The 20,986-nt window shown below is 58.6% G+C and carries 20 protein-coding genes; 3 read left to right on the top strand and 17 right to left on the bottom strand.

Annotated features, from left to right (window positions below; genetic code table 11):
* Nucleotides 1–8: 8 nt before the first annotated feature.
* The 9 genes from trbL to NH14_RS31435 all read right to left on the bottom strand — a co-directional run bounded on the left by trbL (nt 9) and on the right by NH14_RS31435 (nt 8,315).
* Nucleotides 9–1,970 carry a P-type conjugative transfer protein TrbL gene (trbL, locus tag NH14_RS31475; protein WP_084225990.1) on the bottom strand — a complete coding sequence of 654 codons (1,962 nt, stop codon included), beginning with the start codon at nt 1,968–1,970 and terminating at the stop codon, nt 9–11.
* A 20-nt stretch (nt 1,971–1,990) separates the two neighbouring features.
* The gene (locus NH14_RS31470; RefSeq protein ID WP_035534243.1) at nt 1,991–2,176 is read right to left on the bottom strand and encodes a hypothetical protein; all 186 of its coding nucleotides are present in this window, start codon (nt 2,174–2,176) and stop codon (nt 1,991–1,993) included.
* Between the two features lie 26 nt (nt 2,177–2,202).
* Nucleotides 2,203–2,982: a P-type conjugative transfer protein TrbJ gene (trbJ, locus tag NH14_RS31465; RefSeq protein ID WP_084225989.1), complete on the bottom strand. Its 780-nt coding sequence runs from the start codon at nt 2,980–2,982 to the stop codon at nt 2,203–2,205.
* Nucleotides 2,949–3,548 carry a hypothetical protein gene (locus tag NH14_RS31460; protein ID WP_152617345.1) on the bottom strand — a complete coding sequence of 200 codons (600 nt, stop codon included), beginning with the start codon at nt 3,546–3,548 and terminating at the stop codon, nt 2,949–2,951. The genes trbJ and NH14_RS31460 overlap by 34 nt, the downstream gene beginning before the upstream one ends.
* Nucleotides 3,549–3,556: 8 nt before the next feature.
* Nucleotides 3,557–3,730: a hypothetical protein gene (locus NH14_RS31455; protein ID WP_161790899.1), complete on the bottom strand. Its 174-nt coding sequence runs from the start codon at nt 3,728–3,730 to the stop codon at nt 3,557–3,559.
* Between the two features lie 75 nt (nt 3,731–3,805).
* Nucleotides 3,806–6,364 carry a VirB4 family type IV secretion/conjugal transfer ATPase gene (locus NH14_RS31450; RefSeq protein ID WP_237179832.1) on the bottom strand — a complete coding sequence of 853 codons (2,559 nt, stop codon included), beginning with the start codon at nt 6,362–6,364 and terminating at the stop codon, nt 3,806–3,808.
* A 41-nt stretch (nt 6,365–6,405) separates the two neighbouring features.
* Nucleotides 6,406–6,741 carry a VirB3 family type IV secretion system protein gene (locus tag NH14_RS31445; protein WP_035534239.1) on the bottom strand — a complete coding sequence of 112 codons (336 nt, stop codon included), beginning with the start codon at nt 6,739–6,741 and terminating at the stop codon, nt 6,406–6,408.
* 12 nt (nt 6,742–6,753) lie between these two features.
* The gene (locus NH14_RS31440) at nt 6,754–7,200 is read right to left on the bottom strand and encodes a TrbC/VirB2 family protein (RefSeq protein ID WP_035534238.1); all 447 of its coding nucleotides are present in this window, start codon (nt 7,198–7,200) and stop codon (nt 6,754–6,756) included.
* A gap of 26 nt (nt 7,201–7,226) precedes the next feature.
* Nucleotides 7,227–8,315 carry an ATPase, T2SS/T4P/T4SS family gene (locus NH14_RS31435; RefSeq protein ID WP_052148575.1) on the bottom strand — a complete coding sequence of 363 codons (1,089 nt, stop codon included), beginning with the start codon at nt 8,313–8,315 and terminating at the stop codon, nt 7,227–7,229.
* 178 nt (nt 8,316–8,493) lie between these two features.
* Between NH14_RS31435 and NH14_RS31430 the strand changes: the two genes are divergently transcribed.
* From NH14_RS31430 to NH14_RS31420, 3 genes are all read left to right on the top strand, one after another.
* Complete coding sequence (locus NH14_RS31430) at nt 8,494–9,528, top strand: TcpQ domain-containing protein (RefSeq protein ID WP_084225988.1); 1,035 nt, start codon at nt 8,494–8,496, stop codon at nt 9,526–9,528.
* A 14-nt stretch (nt 9,529–9,542) separates the two neighbouring features.
* Entirely contained in the window at nt 9,543–9,986 is a 444-nt protein-coding gene (pilM, locus tag NH14_RS31425) for a type IV pilus biogenesis protein PilM (protein ID WP_052148574.1), read from the top strand.
* A gap of 86 nt (nt 9,987–10,072) precedes the next feature.
* Entirely contained in the window at nt 10,073–10,918 is an 846-nt protein-coding gene (locus tag NH14_RS31420; RefSeq protein WP_035534236.1) for a hypothetical protein, read from the top strand.
* 82 nt (nt 10,919–11,000) lie between these two features.
* Here the strand turns inward: NH14_RS31420 and NH14_RS31415 are convergent, their stop codons facing one another.
* The 8 genes from NH14_RS31415 to pilO2 all read right to left on the bottom strand — a co-directional run bounded on the left by NH14_RS31415 (nt 11,001) and on the right by pilO2 (nt 20,984).
* A complete protein-coding gene (locus NH14_RS31415; RefSeq protein ID WP_035534235.1) occupies nt 11,001–12,929 on the bottom strand; it encodes an acyltransferase family protein in 1,929 nt (642 codons plus the stop codon).
* Nucleotides 12,930–13,257: 328 nt separating this feature from the next.
* On the bottom strand, nt 13,258–14,769 hold the full coding sequence (pilV, locus tag NH14_RS31410) for a shufflon system plasmid conjugative transfer pilus tip adhesin PilV (protein WP_152617344.1): 1,512 nt from the start codon (nt 14,767–14,769) through the stop codon (nt 13,258–13,260).
* A complete protein-coding gene (locus tag NH14_RS31405; RefSeq protein WP_152617343.1) occupies nt 14,766–15,662 on the bottom strand; it encodes an ATPase, T2SS/T4P/T4SS family in 897 nt (298 codons plus the stop codon). Before NH14_RS31405 ends, pilV begins: the two co-directional genes overlap by 4 nt.
* Nucleotides 15,663–15,732: 70 nt before the next feature.
* Entirely contained in the window at nt 15,733–16,290 is a 558-nt protein-coding gene (locus tag NH14_RS31400; RefSeq protein ID WP_052148572.1) for a type 4 pilus major pilin, read from the bottom strand.
* A gap of 84 nt (nt 16,291–16,374) precedes the next feature.
* Nucleotides 16,375–17,445 (bottom strand): type II secretion system F family protein, encoded by a 1,071-nt coding sequence (locus NH14_RS31395; protein WP_035534233.1) that lies wholly within the window; start codon nt 17,443–17,445, stop codon nt 16,375–16,377.
* Nucleotides 17,446–17,453: 8 nt separating this feature from the next.
* Nucleotides 17,454–18,998 carry a GspE/PulE family protein gene (locus NH14_RS31390; RefSeq protein WP_052148571.1) on the bottom strand — a complete coding sequence of 515 codons (1,545 nt, stop codon included), beginning with the start codon at nt 18,996–18,998 and terminating at the stop codon, nt 17,454–17,456.
* A gap of 11 nt (nt 18,999–19,009) precedes the next feature.
* Nucleotides 19,010–19,684, bottom strand: coding sequence for a type IV pilus biogenesis protein PilP (gene pilP, locus NH14_RS31385; RefSeq protein ID WP_168727178.1), 675 nt, complete (start codon nt 19,682–19,684; stop codon nt 19,010–19,012).
* Complete coding sequence (gene pilO2, locus NH14_RS31380; protein WP_161790897.1) at nt 19,605–20,984, bottom strand: type 4b pilus protein PilO2; 1,380 nt, start codon at nt 20,982–20,984, stop codon at nt 19,605–19,607. The genes pilP and pilO2 overlap by 80 nt, the downstream gene beginning before the upstream one ends.
* Nucleotides 20,985–20,986: the final 2 nt, after the last annotated feature.

Below are 20,986 nucleotides of genomic sequence, written 5' to 3'. Positions count from 1 at the left end.
TAACTATATTAGTCTTGCGAGTGCTTCAGGTCGATATTGACGCTTGCTGCATGCGCGCTGTCTTGCGGTACATATCCTTGAAGATCCTGGATACGCTTATGCAACGGATCAGGACGCGAAGGCGTCGAAGGGTTCCCCGATTGACCGTTGCCGGAAAGTGACGCCGTCGAAGCATCCCCACCGGAGCCAGCCGAAGGACTTGCCGAGGTTGTCGGCGACGCAGCCGGTGAGCCCACCGATGAACCACTTCCAGTATCCGCTCCGGTATTCGCAGCCGAGGCTCCCGAGGAAGCTGACTGCGGCGCAGGAGCGCTTGCAGCATTGCTCGAACCGGACGACGACGCACTGCCCGCATTGCTGGGCGAAGCTGACGCGGGAGCGCTGGACGTTCCAGCGGATGGCGTAGCACCGCCGCTCGGTGCCGATGGCGCCGACGGCGCAGACGATGCAGACGATGCAGGCTGCGCAGACGATGGCGACGATCCTGAAGGCGCGGGCACATTCGGCGAGCTTTGCGCCGCATCTGCCGGCGAGCCACCACTAACCGGCGAAGCTCCCGATTCTGGCGAAACAGGTTGCCCACCGCTCTGTACCGCTTCGGCACCGGAGCCACTTGCGCCACCGCTCACGCCCTGAGAAGCGTTCGACGCATCTGCACCACCCAGCGGCGCACCAGCTGGACCACCCGCAGCCGGTTGCGGAGCAGGAACGCCGGCAACACTCCCCCCGCGCGTCGATTCGATACTTGATGCGATCTTTCCGCCCGTCGATTGATCGACGGCCTGTGCAAAGTTTGTCTTTGCGCCACCGACCGCATCACCAATCGCACCCTTGGCCATCCCAAGACCGTGAGCACCCATTTCACCTAGCGCGTGCGAAGCCAACGCTGTCCCGCTCTTACCGAGGTCCAGCCCAGAGTTCACGCCCGCGCTCAATGCCTTCGCGAGACCGGTTGCTCCAGCAGCTGCACCGCCTGCACCCTTCGCAGCACTCATCCCGCCCGCCGCAGCCGCCGCACCCGCGCCTGCCATCGCCGCGCCAGCCGTGATGGCTGCACCCATCATGCCGCCCGCCGTCATCGAGGGCGAACCCGACATCATGGCGCTCGCGATCGCAGGGATCTGTATCGCGAGGTAGGTGTAAATCAGTGCGCTTCCAGCGTTCGTGAGACAACTATTGATAAGGTTGTTAGGATCGATCGTAAGACCGCCGAAGAGCGCTTGCCCCGCGCCAACGATAAGGTAAAGAACCATCAATTTCAGACCGGTCGCCACGGCGTACTGCATGTACTTGGAGGCCATGTCCGTAGTCCATCGGGAGCCACCGAAGCCAAGCAGAATCACCCCGGCTCCGATACAGATGAACGACTCGATCTGCGTCACAAGCAGCTGCGCCGCGACGAAAAGGAACGCGAGAAAGATCAAGATCGCGAGAGCGCCAACCGGTATCACAACCGCTATAGCGTCAAGCGCTCCGAGGTCATGAATCGCCTGAAATGCGCCCAATGCGAGGTCATATCCTTTCCCCACAATGCCGTCAGGAGTTGTCGATGACGCTGACCCTCCCGCAGCCTGCCCAATCTGCGTAAAGGAATCAATGATCATCGGTATCCACTGATTCGAAAACTTCAACAACGCAAAGAAGAAGCAGAGTGTCATCATCTTGCGGACCAAACTGCCAAGCATGTCCGCTAGATCGTTCTTGTCCAGGACGTAAGTGATCGTCGTCCATCCGAAGTCAACGGCAGCAAGCGCCCAAAACAATCGCTGCGCATAACCGACAATCGCCGTGTACCACGAATGCTGAAGTGGCTGAAACTTGTTTGTAACGCTGCCCATGAACGTAAACGTATTGCTCGACTGAGCAAAAGCAGATAGCGACATGCTCGCGAGGGCCAACACTACGCCGATAATCGCGCAGACGCGGATCAGCCTGCGCGCATCGATCCATCGAGGCGGCACCAGCAGCATGAGAGATGGCGTTCGAGAATTCACTTGCTTTCCTTAATGCTGTTGCTATGGATATTTCCATAGACCTTGTCGAGTGCCTGCTGATGAGTCAGCGAAGCAGCCCGCGGCGAGGACGCCTCATTACCCGACGTTTGACCCGTTGCCGAATTCTCCTTGGAGCAACCGAACAGGGCCACTACTACGAAAGCAATCACGAAAGCGCGCATCTCTGTTTCCTATGAAGTCTGATTGGTTACTGCGCAGCTGGATTCAGGGGGAGAACGCTATTGCTCTTCACATTCCCGAACACACGCTCTGCGCCCGTATGTTTGGCATTTGCCTCGTCCTGCTGGCCCGCGATATACGCGCCCTGCTGCTGAATCTGCGCGGCTTGCAGCTGGCGAAGCTCCTGCATCTGCCCAATCATAGCAACACCGATGTCGTTGCCCGCCTGAAGAACTTGCATCTGCCCCTGTGCGGACTGCGAGCGCGTCTGAAGCTCCTTCACCATTGATTGCTCGTTAGAGAAGTTCGACGCATGCGCATTCATAAGCGTAAGCGCGTTCTGCACCGAATTCAGAGTGTTGTCGGACCAGTTGCGATATCCATTCTGGAAGTCGAAGGCCGATCCATAGCCCGGATGGATGTTGTGAAAGAGCTGGTCAGTGTTCTGCAGCGTGTAGGCAATCTTCTGCCCGCCCTGGACGATCGTACTCAGGTTCTTGAACACCTGTGTCATGTTGTTGTCGTTCCAGAGAACGCCCGCGGCCTGCCCCAACAACTCGCTCGGCGTCGCGTTCATCAGGTTGCGCAGCATCGTCTCGTACTGATTGATCTGCGTAACCGTCTGCTGAGCCTGCTGCGCATAGGACGCGGTCAACTGAATGTTATTCAGAATCTGCGTCGGTTCGGTCGCACCCGCGACAGCGCCGGCATTCGCGTTGACTGCGATCGACGCCAACATGGCGCCGACAAAGAGAGATTGGCCGATTAGTTTCATCAATGTCCTCCGCCCCCGAGTTCGGGCTGGCATACATAGGGATTGTCTTCCACGCCCGTGTTGACGTAGCCATACTTGCCCGCCTGCGTCATGTCTGACTGCATGAGCGTGCGGCGATAGTGATTGGGATCGACGGCGCCAACAGCCGCATTGACGTTGAGTGCCTTGGCTGCATTGATCGCGTTGATTGCAGCCTGCACCTGGTTCTCAGCCGCTGCCGACAGGGCACCATAGCCCACATACAGTTTCCAGCCGCCACCGGCCAACTGCGGAGGCAAAGGGACGAACAACTGCGTGTTGCTCAGCCCCGATACCAGCGAGTTCACGGGAAACAGCCCCCCTTGGTAGGCCATCCACGCCCCGTTGACGAAGAATGCCGCGCTGGACATCGACGGATCGTGCATGCCGATATACAGCAACCCCGGTCGGCCAACGTCGCCCGACATGATGGGCAGTGTTACTGAAGCAATGGGTTGCGTCCCCTGACAGATCACCTGAACGTTTTGAACGGCGATGTTCGAGTGGGTCGAAAGCTGCGCATTCACATCAGCAACGACACAACTCAAAGCCAGGGCAACGACAACAGCGAGACGGCGCATAGGAACCTCTAGGCGTGCGAGTGATGGAGAGCGCTCACGATTCGGTGAAACACCTTCCGCAGCAAGGCTTTCAGGAGAAGGAACAGACCGACCACAGGCAACGCGATAGCGAAACCCAGCACCTGGCCCAACAGCGCCACCACCGGGGTTGCCAGCACAAGCAACAGGATGAACACGGTCATGATCTACTCCTTCTTTTTTCACTGTGACTTTATTATAGCACAATGAAACGGATAAAAGATATCAAAATATCACCTTTATGCAGCTTGCTGAACCGCTTCGAGCCGGCGCTCGTGGTGCGCGATCCAGTCCGTAAGCTTGCCTTTCCCCCAGTCCTTGTTCAAATTGCAATGTCTCAACCACTCCACAGTCCAGCGATCGCCGTAGCGCTGAATCATCTGTCGGGCGATTGCAACATCATCCTTGCCCGACGCGCCAACGAACGCGAGGCATACCGGTCCCAGCCCGAGCTGATACTTTCTCCTGCCAAGGGGGGACATATAGTAGTAGTCCAGCTTTTTGGACATGCGACCGACGATGTCAATCTGTCGCTCGTTGAGCCCAATAGCACGGTACTGTTCGGCTGAACCTTCGTTCCCGCGGATTTCCGGGTTCGCGAGCAGGATCTTCGTCGGGCAGCTTTCATAGAGCACGTCCCTGATTGCGCTTTTTCCAACGTCAGAAACGGACTGCGTAGCAAAGAGCACGGCGCAATTCGCTTTCCGCAATACCTTTAGCCATTCCCGGATCTTCTCTTGAAACAGCGGGTGACTCAGCATCAGCCAGGCCTCATCAAGCACCAGCAGTGTCGGCGAACCATCCAAGCCTCTTTCGACACAACGGAACAGATACAGCAGGACAGGCACCGCCTTGCGGTCGCCCATCGCCATCAAATGCTCCATCTCGAACACCACGAAGCGCCCGAGACGCACGTCGTCGCTCTTCGCATCGAGCATCGCATTACCACCCTTCAGCGTGTACGGCTCCAACGCAGCACGCATGTCGTTGTCGTTGATCTTCTGCACAAAGTCCGTCATCGTCCGGCGATCCGGTGCGGCCTTGCCCAGCAGTTCGAGGGTCGCTCTGATCATCGACCGATGCGGCGCCAGCACAGCCATACCTTGAAACTTCAGCAACGTTTCGATGTAGTCCTCAGCCCACGCGCGCTCAGACGGCCGATCGACAGAGCCCAGCGGGCAGAAGTTGATTTCGGCGCTATGTTCACCGCCAATGTCGTAGTAAGAGCCTCGCAGCGCATTACACAACACAAACGACGAGTAGCCCTTTTCGAACTTGCGCACACGCGCGTTCGGGTAGCGCATGAACGCGGCTTCGATCAGCTCGAGGTGTGTCGATTTACCCGCACCTGTCGGTCCCATCATCAAGGTGTGCCCGACATCGTCCACGTGCATGTTGAACCGGAAAGGTGCATTGCCCGTCGTCTTCGCCATCAGCAACGGTGGACTATTCGGAGGAAAGAACGGACATGGATTTTTCGCGAGGCCGGGCCATGTCGCGGTCGTGGGAATCAGATGCGCAAGATTCAGCGAATGCAGGATCGGACGGCGCACGTTCTCGTAACCATGCCCCGGCAATGATCCAAGATACGCCTCCACCGCATTGAGTTCTTCAATCCGGACGGGAAAGCCCAGGTTACGGATAAGCGTGGCGCAGTCTTCGACGCTCTGTTTCAGCCGCCCAAGGTCTTCGTCCATCAAGACCACGACGCTGGTGTAATGCCCATACCGAACCAGACCCGAGCCAGCCTCGCTCATCGCCGTCTGCGCATCGTGCTCCATTTCCAGCGCATCGTGGTCGATCGCGCCAGTGCTGGTGTTTGCCGCCTGGTCCTTAATCCCTCGCACCTTTTGACGCCACTTCTTGCGAAGGCGATTCAGCACGCCCTTGCCCTCTTCGGGGTCCATGAAGATGAAGCGCGTATTCCAACGATAGGCGACTGGCAGTGAATTGAGCGCAGTCAGCATCCCCGGATAGCTTGCCGAGGGGAATCCCTCAATTGCGAGGCAACGAAGATGCTTGTTGCCCACCCGAGGATGATTGCCGCCTGTGAAATCCTGACTGCCGAGAATCGAGTCGTAGAAGACGCCGGCAGCGGGCTTCAGGATATGCTGATTCAAGCCGGTCACGCAGTAATGAATGTAGCTCGCCAGATGATCAATCGTAACCATCGAGCCATCAGCCGCGCTCTCGACGGTCTGCTCACCCATTCGCGTGATGCCCTCGAATATCGTCCCAAGCTGCGCTTGCAGTTCCGAGAGCGTATCTTTGTATCTCCCCAGCAGCTGGTCCTGGATCGACACCTTGCTCCTGCGCAGATCCTCACTCTTCTCGAACATCAGAGCCGTCGCCTGACTTTGCAACTGGATCGGCGGCAGATACGAGAAGATCATCGCGTACCCACTTTCGAAGTGTGCGCCTTCCTGGTTGTACTGGGCCGCGCGCTCTTCGTCCATCAGCTTGGCAACCGGCATGGGGAAATCGCCCTGCTCCGGATACCCAATCGCCCATGCACGGTTTGCGTCGATATGGACCATCCAGCCCGATCCCAAGCGCCGCAGCGCGTCATTGAGGCGCGCTGCTATCGCCTCCAGCTCGCCATTGCTGGCTGACTCCGTGTCTGTGCCGCGGTAGAAGAATCCGGCGATGAGTTCTCCACCCTTTCCGAGCATGATGCCTGGCTCGATCGGCCGCGCGTAGCGCAGCAGATCAGCGAGCCCTTGCGCTTCGTCCCGATACTCCTTCTGCATGCCCGCGCGACCGGACAGCAAGGCGTACCAGACGATGCCGATCACCATTGCCACTACGCAAATCCAAAAGCCATTCATACGGTCGCACCTTACTTAAAGTCTTTGTAGGTAGGCATCGGAGCGTTGAGCCGCCCACGCGCGGGATAGACTCCCCTGTATTTCCGATGTCGGCGAAGCACGTCCAGCCATTGAGGGTCCCAAACAGCAAGCCGTCGCATCAACGCTATCCAGAGCCCCCAAAACGTTACCGACATCGGAATGCCGTACCACGCCCCGTAGCGCATGCTGAGCATGAAGGCCAGATAAAGGCTGAACGCTGCCCCGCCTAACACGAGCCGGCGATCGCCGCCCAAGAAATTCAGGATGCGAACGCCGGACGCGTGGATGGTTACCTGCGTCAGCTCGCCGCGATGATCAGCGCTCATGCCGCCTCCGCTTTACGAGCCACAGGTCGACGAAGTGGCACCAGCTTTGACCGCGACCCAGCCAAGGAACGCTGCGCCGCCCACGGCAAGACAGACCGCCATCGTGATGTTCGTGACCTTCTTCAAGATGCCCGTCATTTCTTCGCCGAACACAAAACCGCCCGCTGCGGCACCGAAGGCGATCGTACCGATGGCAAGCATCGTCGGACCCTTGAACCAGCCCGCAACACCACACAGGCCCCCTTCCCACGGCGCAGCCGATTGCGCACATGCCAGACCGGCATATCCGCCCAAAACGAGCATGGTCCACACGCGCGGCAACGTCACCTGCTTTCGCCAGAAGGCCGGCGTGGCAACCATGCGAACGCCGCGCTTGAAATGCCCAGTGTTACGCGCGACGCGTGCGCGAACCGCCTTGAGCCCACGGTCAGCACCCGAAATCAACGACTTGATCGACATATCATTCTCCAAAAATTAAATTACAACTACACGTTACGGAGCACGTAGCGCCCCGAATTCTGGTCGTACTTCTCCACGATTGCCAGTTCGCGAACCTTTCGACCCGCCGCATGGTCTGCGTCTTTACCGATAAATACGCACAGGCCGATCGCCTCAGCGATAACGTGCCTGTTTGCACGGATGCCGGGATTTTCTTCGATCATTTGCTCCAGACGAATCAGCCCGCCGTAGCAGTCGTCCGCATGGACCGTAGCCAAGCCGCCCGGATGCCCGGTGTTCCACATCTTCAGAAGCGCCAGCGCCGCCTTGTCGCGCACCTCACCAACGATGATCCGATCAGGTCGAAGACGCAGCGATGCCTTCAGTAACCGCGTCATATCAACATCGGCAAGCTCAGTGTTCGTGCGCATCTGTACAAGATTTGGCGCAGCACACCTTACCTCGCGCGTGTCTTCAATGATGATGACCCGGTGCTCGGGCGTCATCGTCGCGATGGCATGGGAGATTGCATTAAGAATCGTCGTTTTGCCGGAAGCCGTACCGCCGATGATGAGGATGTTCTTTCGCAGTTTTACGGCAAGTTCGATGATTTCTCGATGGCTTTTGCCGCGTGCCTGCTCCGCAAACTCCTCGCGCTGGACCGTCTTGTGGTTATAGGGGTCGTTGACATCCGTCAGGATTCCGCGATCCTCGAAATCTTTCAGCGTCACGCCGAGGGCGTTAGGCACGCGAATCGAGAAGGAAGGCGCGTCGACAATCGGCCAAACCAAGCCCTCGAAGCGCCAACCGTTCAGAGGAAGCTCGCACTCCAGAATCGGCTTGCTCGCTCGGACCTCCGTTTCCAGCAGGCCTGCCAGACTGCCGAACAGGTGTTCGCCCTCGCTTGCGCTCATGCGCAAACCGGTGTCCGACATGCCCTGCCCCGCGACTTCGCGCCAAAGCCGCCCGTCAGGGTTGAGCATCAACTCCTGTAATAGCGGATTCTCGAACTCATCCATGCACACGCCGAAATCGCGGCGCAATCCATCGAGCATCCGCTCGTAGGACTGCTGCTGCATACTGAGTGGCTGACCTTCCGAGCCGCCGACTATTCCTAGCGCATTTTGCATATCCATTTCCACTCTTCAGGGCGATGCCTGTCGCATCGACACTCACCGTCCACGCCTAGCCAAATTTTCGCTATGACTTTAATGTACCAGAATGATATCATCATATCACGCTGTTTTTTTCAATTTGAACCTTTAGCGCTTCTGACGTCAGAAGTCCCCGACAGTTTTTTCTAGTGAGAAAGCTATGAAAATGAAACTGCGCTGCGCCGTCGCGATGATTGCGCTCGGCACCGCTGCAACCGCCAATGCCGCTTTCGTTGTGAACGATGACACGCCTTCCATCACCGCCGCCAACCCACAGGGACCGAAGCGCGATACGACATCCACGCTGTCGTTTTACGGCACGCGGCTCTCTCGCGCCGGCAAGACGACCTTGGACGGCATGACTTCCGATGTCTCCGTTGCTGACTCGATCAGCCTCAACGCCTATGCCAAGAACAGGGCTCTGATGGCCAACGCAAAGCGACGCGTGGCGACCGTGAAGGACTGGCTTGTCGCTCACGGCGTGCCGGAAGCCAAGATCGACACCTACACCGAGATCGACCCTGCGGACGATGCGAGCGACACCGACGTGCAGATCACGCTGCGATCGACCCCGCGCCCCGCGCCGGTCCTCGCCCGCACCGGCCCCGCAATTGCCGCCACGCTCGACGCCTCGAACGCCCCGCTATCGGTCCAACGGCAGCAATCCCAGTCGGCCCTTTCCGACCGTGAACGGATCGAGTTCGCACGCCGCGTCATGGCGATGGCCCAGGCAAAAATCATTTCAGGCGATGATGCTATCCGGCTCGTGAACGAGCTTCTGAATGGCCAGGGCACACCTTCGGCGGCCCCGCAGCAAGCTCCCACGATCGCACAGCAATCAGCACCCAGCGTGCCCGTTGTTGGCGATCCGATCGCCACCGCACAACCTGCCCAATACCCGCTTGGCCCGATCGCGGCGGTACAGCCGCAGATCATGCCGGCGTCCGATGTGTCCCGCACGTGGACGCTGACGGCCAATCGCTCGCTGCGCGAAAATCTCGAAGAGTGGGCACAACAGGCTGGGTACGCCAAGCCAACGTGGTCCGCCTCGATGCCCTATCAGATCACCTACACGTCGAACTACAACGGCACCTTCCTTCAGGTCCTCGCGCAGATCGCCCAGGCTGTACCGGGACTGGATTTCAATGTGTCGAAGGCGCAACACACCATCGCCGTCGTAGACGCGCGGCACTAACCCCGGAGCGTGCCATGCAGATGTTGGTGGTCCTTTTCATGATCGTGGGCATAGTGACCAGCGTTGCGAGCGCTGTCATGCAGAACGTCACCAAGTATCACGCGACGGCAGATGCGACAGCGGCCGGTGACAACATGCACGCCTACTACGGCTTCCTGAAAGTGTATGCAGCAGCCCACCCCACCTTTACGGGGAGTGTCAGCGACACGACCGTACCTGTTCCCACCTGGTTCTCGCACGGCCCAACGGTCCAGAACTACATCGCAGGTGGCAAAGCCTACGTCTACAACACCGCACCGCCTTCTGGACTTGTAGGCTACCTTGCGAACGGCACGATCTACTCCATGACCGTGGGCGTAAATACCAATGGAACCCTCATCGGACCGACGACATACGGGCAAGCTCCCATCACCCTGCCAGCCGGAATCCCTAACAACAGCGTCGTTGTAACAAACTGAATCTGGTAGTTGACAGCAGGACCCATTGGGTACATACTGGGCACGTAGCATAATGATTTATTTAAATTACTTTACGGAGTTATGGCATGTACAAGAACGCACTGAAAGCTATCCCTGCCCTCGTCGCCGCGCTCATCCTTGCCGCCTGTGGCGGCGGCGGTGGCGGCGACTCGTCCACTGCGAGCGCGACCCAACCGTCCGATCCCACAACCGTGCTCCCGTATCAAGTGCAAGGAACGGCTCCGGTTGTAACAGGCGTCGCTGGCAAGCTCGCCGTGCTGTTCACGCCGGCCACGCTCGGCGCGAACGGTCTAGCCCAAGGCGGCACCATGTACAGCACGTCCGACGCCCCGCTCTCTTCGTTCGCAACGTATGCCCAAACAGGAGGCTATACGACCATCGCCAGCTCGGACACGGCCTCCGTAACACTGAACAAGCCCGGTGTCATCGCTGATGTGAACGGCTACGGTGGTTTCGTCTCGATCGGCCGCTGGACCAAATCGAGCGATACGAGCGGCGGCACCTACAACGTGAACCAGGGCGCTCCCTACGCAATCGGCAATCCGCTGACGCTCACGGCAGGCACGGGCACGCTGAACTGCACCCGGTACTTCAACACCGCCCCGACCGCAGTGAACGGTAACGTCGGACAAGGCACGCTCAACTCGGCGACCGCGACGCTCGACCTGTCGACGCTGACCCTCTCCAATCTGGCGTTCAACGTCAGCATCGGTTCGGATCAATCCTACGCGTTCACGGGCGCGACTGCGTCGCTCAACGGAATGTCTTCGGGGAACGGCGCTACGTTCATCACACGCGTCATGGGTTCCGACGTGAACGCACCCCTCGTCGCCGTCGCATTCGGCACGAATGCACCGACCAGCGGCGGCATTAACGGGCTCGTCATCCTGTCCTGCACGAAACCCGTCTGATCACCCCAACGCAACTGCCGAACCGAGCCCCGCCGAATGCGGGGCTTTTTATTGCTGGTTGTATCCCGATTCGACCGAACTGCTAGTTCTTTGCGGGACCAATCCCCTGCCACGCTTCCTTGATTGCGCCCGAAAGAGACGGAGCAAGCATTGCGACTCCGTCCTGCGTCAGATGGTCCGTGTCCTTGTACAGACCATGACCGCCTTTTACTGTGAAGCACTCACTGTGATCGCACAGAGTGTCGAACGGATCGACCGTCGCAACGTTCCCAACCTGCTCAGCAATACGCGCAATCTGGTTGCCGTGTTCAACGATGTCTGCCTCACCCGACCGGGGAATGCTCATCTGCGGTAACTCGTGTCCGGCTGCGAACTGCCACCTCGCCCACTGCCGCGGAAGATCACCGCGAGGATTTGGTATCGACTTCACGAGCACCATTTTGCCGCCACGGGCAGCGAGCGCAGTAGCGATGTCCTTCAATACGCCACCCTCATAGTTTGGTTCATACCGTTGCCAGTCGCCAGCGACAACGACGAGCCTGATCGACGGCGTGCGCATGAAATAGTCGAACGCGAAATTCGCGTATCGCTCACAACCGGGAAACACTTCTGCACCCGATCCCGGAAACACCTTACCCCTGAATGGTGGACACCCGCCCAGCGTCGCTACGACACCTGGCACGTGCATCTCAGCCGACGTCTGATCAACGATTGGTTGAACCATGTTCGCGAAGGAATCGCCCCACAGCATCATCACTGGCTGATTGCCCGATGGCATGCCGCCCAGCCCGCAGAAGTCGCCCGGTGTGTGCTTCGTCCCGTCTACGTCTCTCATGCATTCGTAGCTACGCGGCGCCTCACTCTTCATTGCATCCGACGCCGCACGAAGGTAGGTAGGCAGTCGCACCTGAAGCCCGTCCGTTTTCTGCAAGAGAGTGGTAAATCCGAAACCAGAAGCTATGCTGAGCACGAAAAGCAAAACGATCGAGCCGTTGCGCAGCCGTTGACGGCCCGGTTGCTCGACGGCCACATACGACGCCCAGCCAGCTGCCACCGATCCTGCAATCAGGATCGCTGTCTGTCCCGGAGACGGATCACTGCCAACGCGTTCGCGGAAACCAAGCAGAATCGGCCAGTGCCAGAGATAAATCGAGTAGGAAACGGTGCCGAGGAACTGTAGTGGACGACACGACAGCAGGCGCGCGACAAAGCCTTCACCGGCATAGATAATCAGCGCCGTTCCCGCGACTGGGAGAATCGCCCGCCATCCCGGATATGGATCATCGCCATGCAGACCAAAGACCGCAAACATCAGCAGCGCTGCGCCGGCCAACGATAAGATGTTTGCCCCCAGCCGCTTCGGCCGCACAGCGACCAAAGCAGCCACAGATCCCGCCATGAACTCCCATGCGCGCCCCCATAGCAGATAGAACGAACTCGCCTGGTGTGCAGGCGTATGCATAACGCACCAGACCAGCGACGCCAGAGCAACGACGGAGAAGGCAATCCAGCCACCCACTTTGCGACGCGATCCCGAGCGCGGCCAGAACAGCGCACACGTCGCAGCAAACACGAGATAAAACTGAGATTCGACAGCAAGCGACCAGGTGTGCAGGAAAATGTTTGCCCGCGCGTCAGGCGCGAAATAACCGCCCGTGTCGCCGAGGAAGGCATAGTTCGAGCGGAAGAGCAGAGACGCCGTGCCATTGCGCACGAGCCTGATGAAGTCGTCCGGCAAATAGTAGCGCGACGCCCACACGCCGGACACGATAACCGTGACGAGTAGTGCGGGCAAGATCCGGCGCAGCCGATTCAGGAGGAACTGTACCGCCGAAAATTCGCCCACCTGTAACCGCCTATGCGCGATCGAGGTAAGCAAGAATCCCGAGATGACAAAGAACACGTCGACGCCGACGTATCCACCGCCAAAAAAACGGACCCCATAGTGAAAAAAGACGACCGCTATGACCGCAATCGCCCGCAGGCCGTTGATATCTCTTCTGAATTCCATTCGCGTTAGCACGCCGGTCAGCTCGCGCTGAGCGGATCATCCTCGTAGTGACGCAGTCGCGACAAGCCAACCCAGCCCATCGTCCGCTGGCAAAAACCCGACATTTTATCTGTTTCGGCACCAGGACCTGGAAGTGCGGGCGACGACGGTTTGCACTGCGCCCACACTTAACAGTGCCACGTCGGCCACGCACAGTCCCTTTGACGCTTTCATCCTCTCCGTCCCTGATAAAAAAAGCCGCGCTAGGCGCGGCTTGAAGGATTCTGGCATTCATCCGAGGGCCAGCCAGAACCTGAGAGACTTTGCTACTGACGCACTGCCTACGCCGCTAACTCTTTATGCAGGTGAAATGCCACAACGCGCTCGCTGCAAACACCGTCCCATAGTAGAAGCCAGCCGGACACACACCGTTCTGCCAGAAAGCGACACCCATGCACGGCACTTCGGTACTGGCCGGGTTATTAGGCTGATTGTTATTGCCGTTAATCGTGACACCGCCGCACGTCGTCCCCGAAGGCACAGCCGATGCCGACTGCCATCGCCCCCCGTTGCAGAACAGCGAACCGTTGCCGTCGCGACCGACAAGACCGTTAGTGTCGCAGGCCGCACCCGCTGACGCCCACCCCGGTTGCAGGTATTCGTCCACGAACATGCGACCCGTCGTTTCGAGCTGGCCATTGCCGCCACCGCCACCAACGATCACGCGATTCCCACCGAAGGGATTCAGGTAGAGGTTGTATCCGGCTGAAAGATACATCGTGTTCGGGTTGTAGACCGACGCGCCGTTCGTCCCCAGGGTGACACTACCGTAGGTAGTGATTGACCCATTTACCTGCTGGTTTCCGTTGATCTGCTGGCTGTTGAGAATTGTCGAGTTCCCATTGATCTGCTGACTGCCGTTCACCTGCTGGAAATTGCCCACGACCTGATTGCCGTCGACCTGATCGCTTCCACTGGCGTGCCGATTGCCCCACACCATCTGATCGCCGACTTCTGTTTGCGCTCCGGTAGTCATCGGCGCCCACGCGCTGCCGGCGACGTTCTGCACGTTCACCATCCCATTTGAACGGACATACAGATTCCCGTTGTTGTCAAGCAGCTGGGAACTGTTCAACGACACGGTTGCATTACCGCCCGCGGCGCTGGTGACGGCCACGCCAGAGGCCGCGACAAGCGAGGCGTTCGCGATGTTGTTCTGATTCATGTCCAGCGTGGTGGACATCTGATTGAGTTCGGGATGGCCGCTAACCTGATGCCGATACAGATAGTCGTTCGCCTGGGCTGCGTTCGCGAAAAATGCCGCTGCCGCAAGGTGTCCAGCCGTCGATCCACCTACGTTGGCAACCGGCATCGACCAACCCGCAGCCGCGTTCTGGACCACGCCCGGAGCCGCGTTCGATACGTATCCGCCCGCGCCCCCGAGCATTTTGGATATCCGGGTCAGGCTACCGTCCGGGATCGTTGCGCCGCCCGTCGTGAGCACCATCATGTCCAGCTGACCGCTTGGCTCCTTGTACACCCCCATTCTGTACGTCTGACCGTAAATGTTGGTCGCCGAGACGGCATTCGAAACCGAGCCCGACCATACGCCATAAGCGTATGTCGCTGTCGGGTTTGCAGCCGCAGCAACGGTCGCAGTGTTTGCATTGAGCCAGCTCTGCGCGCCTTGCAGGACCAGCGCCAGATTGTCGGCGGCGGCACGATCGTTCTTGAAATCAGCATCGTATTTGACCCATCCACCGATTCCGACGAGCGCCAGACCAACCAGCGCCGAGACGACTGCGGCTTCGATGGATATCACGCCTCGCTGCCGGCGCGTCGTATGTCGCTTGAGAATCATTTTTTCGCCGCCGTGGTCCACGCAGCCGCATTCGACTGCTGATCTAATTCCTGTTGCAATGCTGCGAACTTGCCCTCGCGGATCTTGCTCTGAACGCTGCTGTTCCCCTTCACTCGCAGCATCCTCGTCTGCGGGCGCTTCTTGTGTAGTCCTTCAATAACAACGGTATCAAGCGTTTGCCAAACGACCAATGCGACGCCATCTGCGAGAAGCTGAGCCGCGTTGCGCTCGTGTGTAGACGCAAGCGCATGAATTCGCTCCAGTCCTTCAACCGGCGAGCCGCCGTGCCCCGTCGACATCACGAGATGACCATCGATCCCAGCTCGGCAGGCCTCGGAGGCCGTGATACCGTCCCGAATCTCGCCGAGGAAGATCGACTCCGCACCACTTCGCATCCCGCGTCGCATCTGCTCGGGATACCCGCCCTTCTGCGGATCAGCCCAAACCTGCAACACATACCCCTTCCCTTGCGGCCCCTCGAGCTTCATCTCGGGCGGGTCTTCAACGGCCAGACCCAGCCCGCCATATACCTTGATGCGCTCCACAAAAACCGAGGCCGCAGTGCTCGTCTTGCCAACTGCTCGCTCGCCACACACCAGCACAAGCCCACGCAGGTTTTCCTGAAGCAACGCGCCAAGCACCTTATCGCCAATTCTCAGCTCGCTCGCTGGACGCGGCTCGTGGGTCTGACGCAGCGTAAAGACCGTGTCGTTGATGCTCTCCAGCGCAGTGACCCGGTACGAAACCTCGCCGAACATCAAATAAAACTCCGGGTTTCGCTTCGCGCGGTAGACGTGCTCGCACTTCGCACGAGCGGTGGCGATGTCGGCCAGCAGATAGTCCGGCGCAAGCTGGAGCGCCGGATTGCCATCCAAACCCGAAATCTGACTCATCGCTTCCCCTACGATGTAGAGGTCGACAAAACGGGTTGAATTTAAACGTTCCACTTCCTCGCCCCAGGAGTTAGTACGTGCTCGTGAGAGTGACTGAGTTGGTGGCCGAGTTGCACGCGGTCTGCGCTTGCGCTGCCGACATCGGACCTGAATAGGAGGTACCCGAGTTCACCACCGTGGTCGCATACTGCCCCCCCTGCGTTGCGCCGGCAACGATCTTCAGACAGTTCTTTTGGGGAATTGACGGGTCCGCGATGGTGAAGCCCTGCCCTGTGCTCGTCAGCGTGTACGTACCACCGAACTGGTTCGAAATGGCATTGCCATTCACCGCAATGTTCGACGGCAGCTTGCCACCCGCGACGACGACCGCCGACAGATCCGTACCCGCAGCACCGTACCCCACCGTCGTCTTCGTATCCTTGATGGCCGTGTAGATCGCGGTGATGTTCGACAGCTCTGCCGTGTTGTCATTCGACAGGAACGACACCGCTACGCGGCCCGCGACACCCAGCAGAATCAGTGCGACGATGCCGAGCACGATGATCATTTCGATCGACAGAACGCCTGCCTGACGCGCCAGACGGGCACCGCTCTTCAAAGCGTTTTTCTCAAGTTGCGTGGTCTTCATGGTTGAAAAGTTCCTACGTTGGAATTTGATTTAAATATATCACTATACCGAGATAGCAGACAACAAAAGTCTGCATTGCACTACCTAGTTCAACAGGCCGTTACTGAGCGCGTTGACGCCCTGGACGATAGCCATGATGAGCAAGCCGCCCATCAAGATCGCAATCTGCTTGAAGATCGCGGATGCTGCTGCCAGCCTGTCCACGCTTTCTTCGAGCCAGTCCTCGCCGAACTCTTTGAGCTGCGCCTCGCCGCCCTCCATGCTTCCGATCACACTCACATAAGCGATGGCGTCGCGACTGGGGAACTCGAAGCCGCTTTCACGCAGCGCCGGCCCAAGGTCCAGACCGTTCTTTACACCGAGCAAGGCACCCTCCAGCCGTTCCGCCATATAGGAATTTGCCCGCTCCAGCATCATCTCCAGAATTTCCTTCTTCGGCACATTCGCTTCCAGCAAGACACCTACGTTGTAGATGAAGATCGCGCCTTGCACGATCCGGTACATACCCCACGGAGGAATCATGTCCAGATAGAACCGGAACTTTCCAGTAAGTCGCGACATGCTAAAACCGATCCCGATCGCCGCGGCGATCATCACGGAAAGCATCACTCCACCGTCGTTTGCGACAAGTGAGGAAAGCCACGACAGCAGCTGGATACTCGCATCCATATGTTCCGGCTTGACGTTCACCAGAAGACGCGGCAGAACGTTCGTAGCGATGACATAGAATGCGACGCCAACGCTCAACATCAGGAAGGCCGGATAAGTGACCGCCCCGACCAGCGCTTTGCGCATCATCCCTTTGCGTTTGATAACTTCAGCTCCGCGCATGAGTGCGTCAGCCACCTTCCCGCCACGATCGCCGGTCGCAATGGTCGAATGTTCATCAAACGGCACCCACTGCTGCAGAACGACAGATAGAGCTCGACCGTTATCGACTCCCGCAATGCAATCCTGAAGCACGATCGCCTCGATACGGTCCGGCTTTTTCCCGTAGTCGCTATAAACCTCATAGGAGGTTACAAGTGCGCGCCGCAACGGCACGTTGTTGCGCAGAAGCGTGGCGAGGCTCTTGTATAGCTTCAACCGCTGCTTGGCGCCGAACCACAGCCCGTACCATGCCTGGTCAATTGATTCCTTCGATATCGAGAACATACAGACTCCTACGCGATGATGAGACTGTCTTCGTCAAGACCGCACACGGCCTCCTCACCCATGAACGGGTCAACCAGTCCCTCGTTGATCTTTTGAATGAGGTGTTGGCACTTCGTCATACCATCCATCTCGCGAACCCAGTACGAGCGCGCTGCCGACGAACCACCGTCGTCGCGGCGGTAGACGCTCAACAGATGCTGATTCGTCAGCACCGCTTCGGCCACCACCGTCCGGTCCACGATGCCCAATCCACCGCACGTGGTACAGCTCGCATCCTTACCCGCGATGAAAACGCCGGCCTGAACGCAAAAACGTTTGACCCGCTCCCGCAGATCCTCGGGAACCTCACTCTGGAATTTCGAGAACGGTCGCTTGCAATCCGGACACAGGACTGGAGCCAGTGACTGATTCACTACGCCAGTGAACAGACTCGCGTCCGTCAAACGCCGGATCGGCACGGCCAGATCGGCGAGGCGGTCGAAAGTCGCAAACGCGTCCTTCGCGTGTGTCGTTGTCCACATGCCGTGCCCGGTCATCGCGGCTTGAATCGCGGCCAGCGTAGAAGCGAGATCACGCAGCTCACCGACCATCAGGTAATCCGGGTCAAGACGCATGAGGTTTGCGATGGAACGCGCCCACTCCCGCGCCACCTGTTCGTCGTCGTCCAGATCACAAAGCAGCGGTGTCTGGACCGCTCCCTCGATCACGTATTCCAGCGGTTGCTCGACGGTCATCAGGTTGATCCGACCATCGTGCAAGTTCAGAAGCATCGACAACACAACCTGAAGTGCGGTTGATTTGCCTGAGCCGGTGACACCCGAAAAAATGTTCACGCCTTTTCGGCGGATCATCTGGTTAATCGCCGCAATCTGCCGTGCGTTGTAACCTAGTTCCTTCAGCGAGCGTCGCCTTTTGCTGCTGCCATAGAGAAGTCTCAGCTCGAAGAGATTGCCGTACTCCATCGGGCGTGTGGAAATACGTGCTCCATTCAGACCGGCGCTCTTGATCGTTTCCCGCGAAAGACGCGCATCCTGCGAGAGCCGGTCGTTGTAGTTACCATCGCCAACGTCGCACATGGAGCCGTACATACAGCGACAGAGAACCTGCCCTTCTTCCGCGTCGATCTCCCTATGAACGAAAAGCAGACCGTGAATGCGCAGCTTGATGATCGACTTCGCCTGATAGTTGAGAATGTGAATGTCGGTTGCATCCAGCTTCACAGCCTCTTTGATCAGGTTGATCGCCTTAATCTGGACATCGCTGATGTTTTCGGCACGGCGTGCGGCCGTTTTCGCGCCGGGTCCATCCAGCGCAGCACGCACTTCCTCCACTGGCACGAGACGCACTGTGAATCGGATGTCGTATCGTTCGAGCAGCTTCTGATACGCAAGCACCGCGTGATCCGATTTGTACGACTCCCAAACCAGTAACGTAAAGTCGGACAGAAGCGCCACCTTCCCCTTCGCGGCGTCCGGCACTGGGTACTTGTCAGACCGTAGCAGCACCGGCTTATCGGCCGCGCTGATGACGTGCTGCTGATCGCTCATGTCCATGACGTTTCCCCCTAGTGCGCGCCGGAATTGCCCGAGCCCGCGAGCGTCGGTGTGATATGAGGCACATTCGCCGGCATGGGCGGCTGCGGCTGCGGCGCACCCGCCATTGACGGATTCGGCGGCGGCAACACGATAAGTCCGTTCGATGCTGCGGGCTGCGGCGTCGTGCTCGGCGTCGCTGACAAGCCAGACAGTGAGGACACCGGCACGTCGAACACGTGCCCGTTCCGCGCCTTGAGCTGCACGACCGACGTATCCGGGTGGATTTTAAAAAGAACATATCCACCGGGAACGCGATCGCCCTCGCGGGCGTCGATCTTCCCGTTCGCGTAGGAAAGCGTCGCTTCGCTCACCCCGTTTGCCTCAACAATTCGAGTGAGTTGCGGCAAGTTCGAATCGGTCTGTGCGGCGGGGCCACCAGACTGACCTTCGCCGCTGTACTTTCGCAGATCGGCATATACCTGCTCTTTCGCGAGCTTCGCTTTGCCGAGCAGCGTGTCCGATTGGATCGAAGCCAAATCTCCGACCGTGGCGACCGCAGGCACGGTTTGCGCGCACGCTTCCGTCGCGATCAAGCTGCACACCACGATCGCGAGAAACAGATGATTATTTTTTCGCATAGATATTTCCTTCAACATGCCAAGTGAGCGTTGCGTCTTCGGCGTTGAGCTTTGTTGTGACAGCATCAATGCGAAGCCCCGGAATCCCGATGAGCGACACGGTCCCATCCCTGCCCACCGAGAAATGCGACACAGGTTGCGCAGGACCATCGAATGAGAAATGAAACTGCCGCCACGGTGCTATCGGCGCTTCCATTGGCGGCTGGCCAGCTGGAACCTTCGGCGGCTCGATCTTCACCGGACGCTCTTCCAGAGTCGGCGTCATGCCGATTTGCTGGAAGTGCGTCATGAAAATGCTCATGTCATCGTCGGGCGTCGCGACCACATCATCGCCACCTACAGGAGCAGACAGGCCGAGCGTAATCGTTGCCTCGTCGCCGCCATTGAAAACTGCCGGAACTCCAAACAGTTCTGGCGCGGCGAGACGCATGTCTTCAACCGTTCCGCCGTCGCGTGAGAAGTGAACGACGATTGCGCTACCGCTGCAATCTGCACTGCTGAAGGTCCATCCCTTTACACTGAGAGGGAGCGCGTTTGTCGTCTTCGCACACGCGTTGATGAAGTCAACGGCGTTGGGTTGAACTGCCCAGGGATGCGCCAGCGCCGCTTCCTCCAACTTTCGGCGCGCGGTTGCATTCAGCTGGTCCAGGCGAAGCTTCTCAGCCGCACGCTGGATTGCCAACTGCCGCTCTTTGGCCTCCTGCTCACGGGCATCCCACACCATATAACTACCGATCGCGCCAACAACAGCGAGAACCCCGACACCGACCGTCACAAGCTGACGCGTCGACATACCGAACGTCAGCTGCTTGAGCCGATTATCTTTCCTGATGGATTTCGCCGACAACACCTGATAGATGTCGCGATCCTGCGAGGCAAACTCCAGCTCAGGCGGCGCAAATATCGATTCTGCGTCGAACGAGTACGTGTTATGCGCATTCGTCAACATCTGCCTGGCTTCTTCTGCCGTTGTGCAGAGACGGTCCACGCCCGGACAGATGAGCATCTCGTGGACGGCCACCACAGCATATCGGCCATCCTTCAACCGGAAGGCGCCGAGCCACGAATCGCCAAGTACACTCGCCAGCGACGCGGCCAGACTGAACATTCCTTTCAGATTGCGCGAGCCACTATCGACAAATCCAGCCTGAATCCGCGTGCCGCGCCGGATCGCTACGATGTCCCATCCGTTCTGCTTGCCGAACGCCTTGGCTTCCGCCATGTAGCTGCGCGCGTTGTTAAGAGGTTGCCAGAACAGATTCGAGACAAAGCCGTGCCCGTTGATATCGACGTGTTGCAGATCCTGACGAACCGGAGCATCGTCGCGAACCTGCGTTTTAGACCGGTTACGGGAAGCTTTAAACACGA

This window comes from Paraburkholderia sacchari (assembly GCF_000785435.2).
Taxonomy (GTDB): Bacteria; Pseudomonadota; Gammaproteobacteria; order Burkholderiales; family Burkholderiaceae; genus Paraburkholderia; species Paraburkholderia sacchari.
This window is presented reverse-complemented; position numbering and strand designations above follow the sequence as displayed.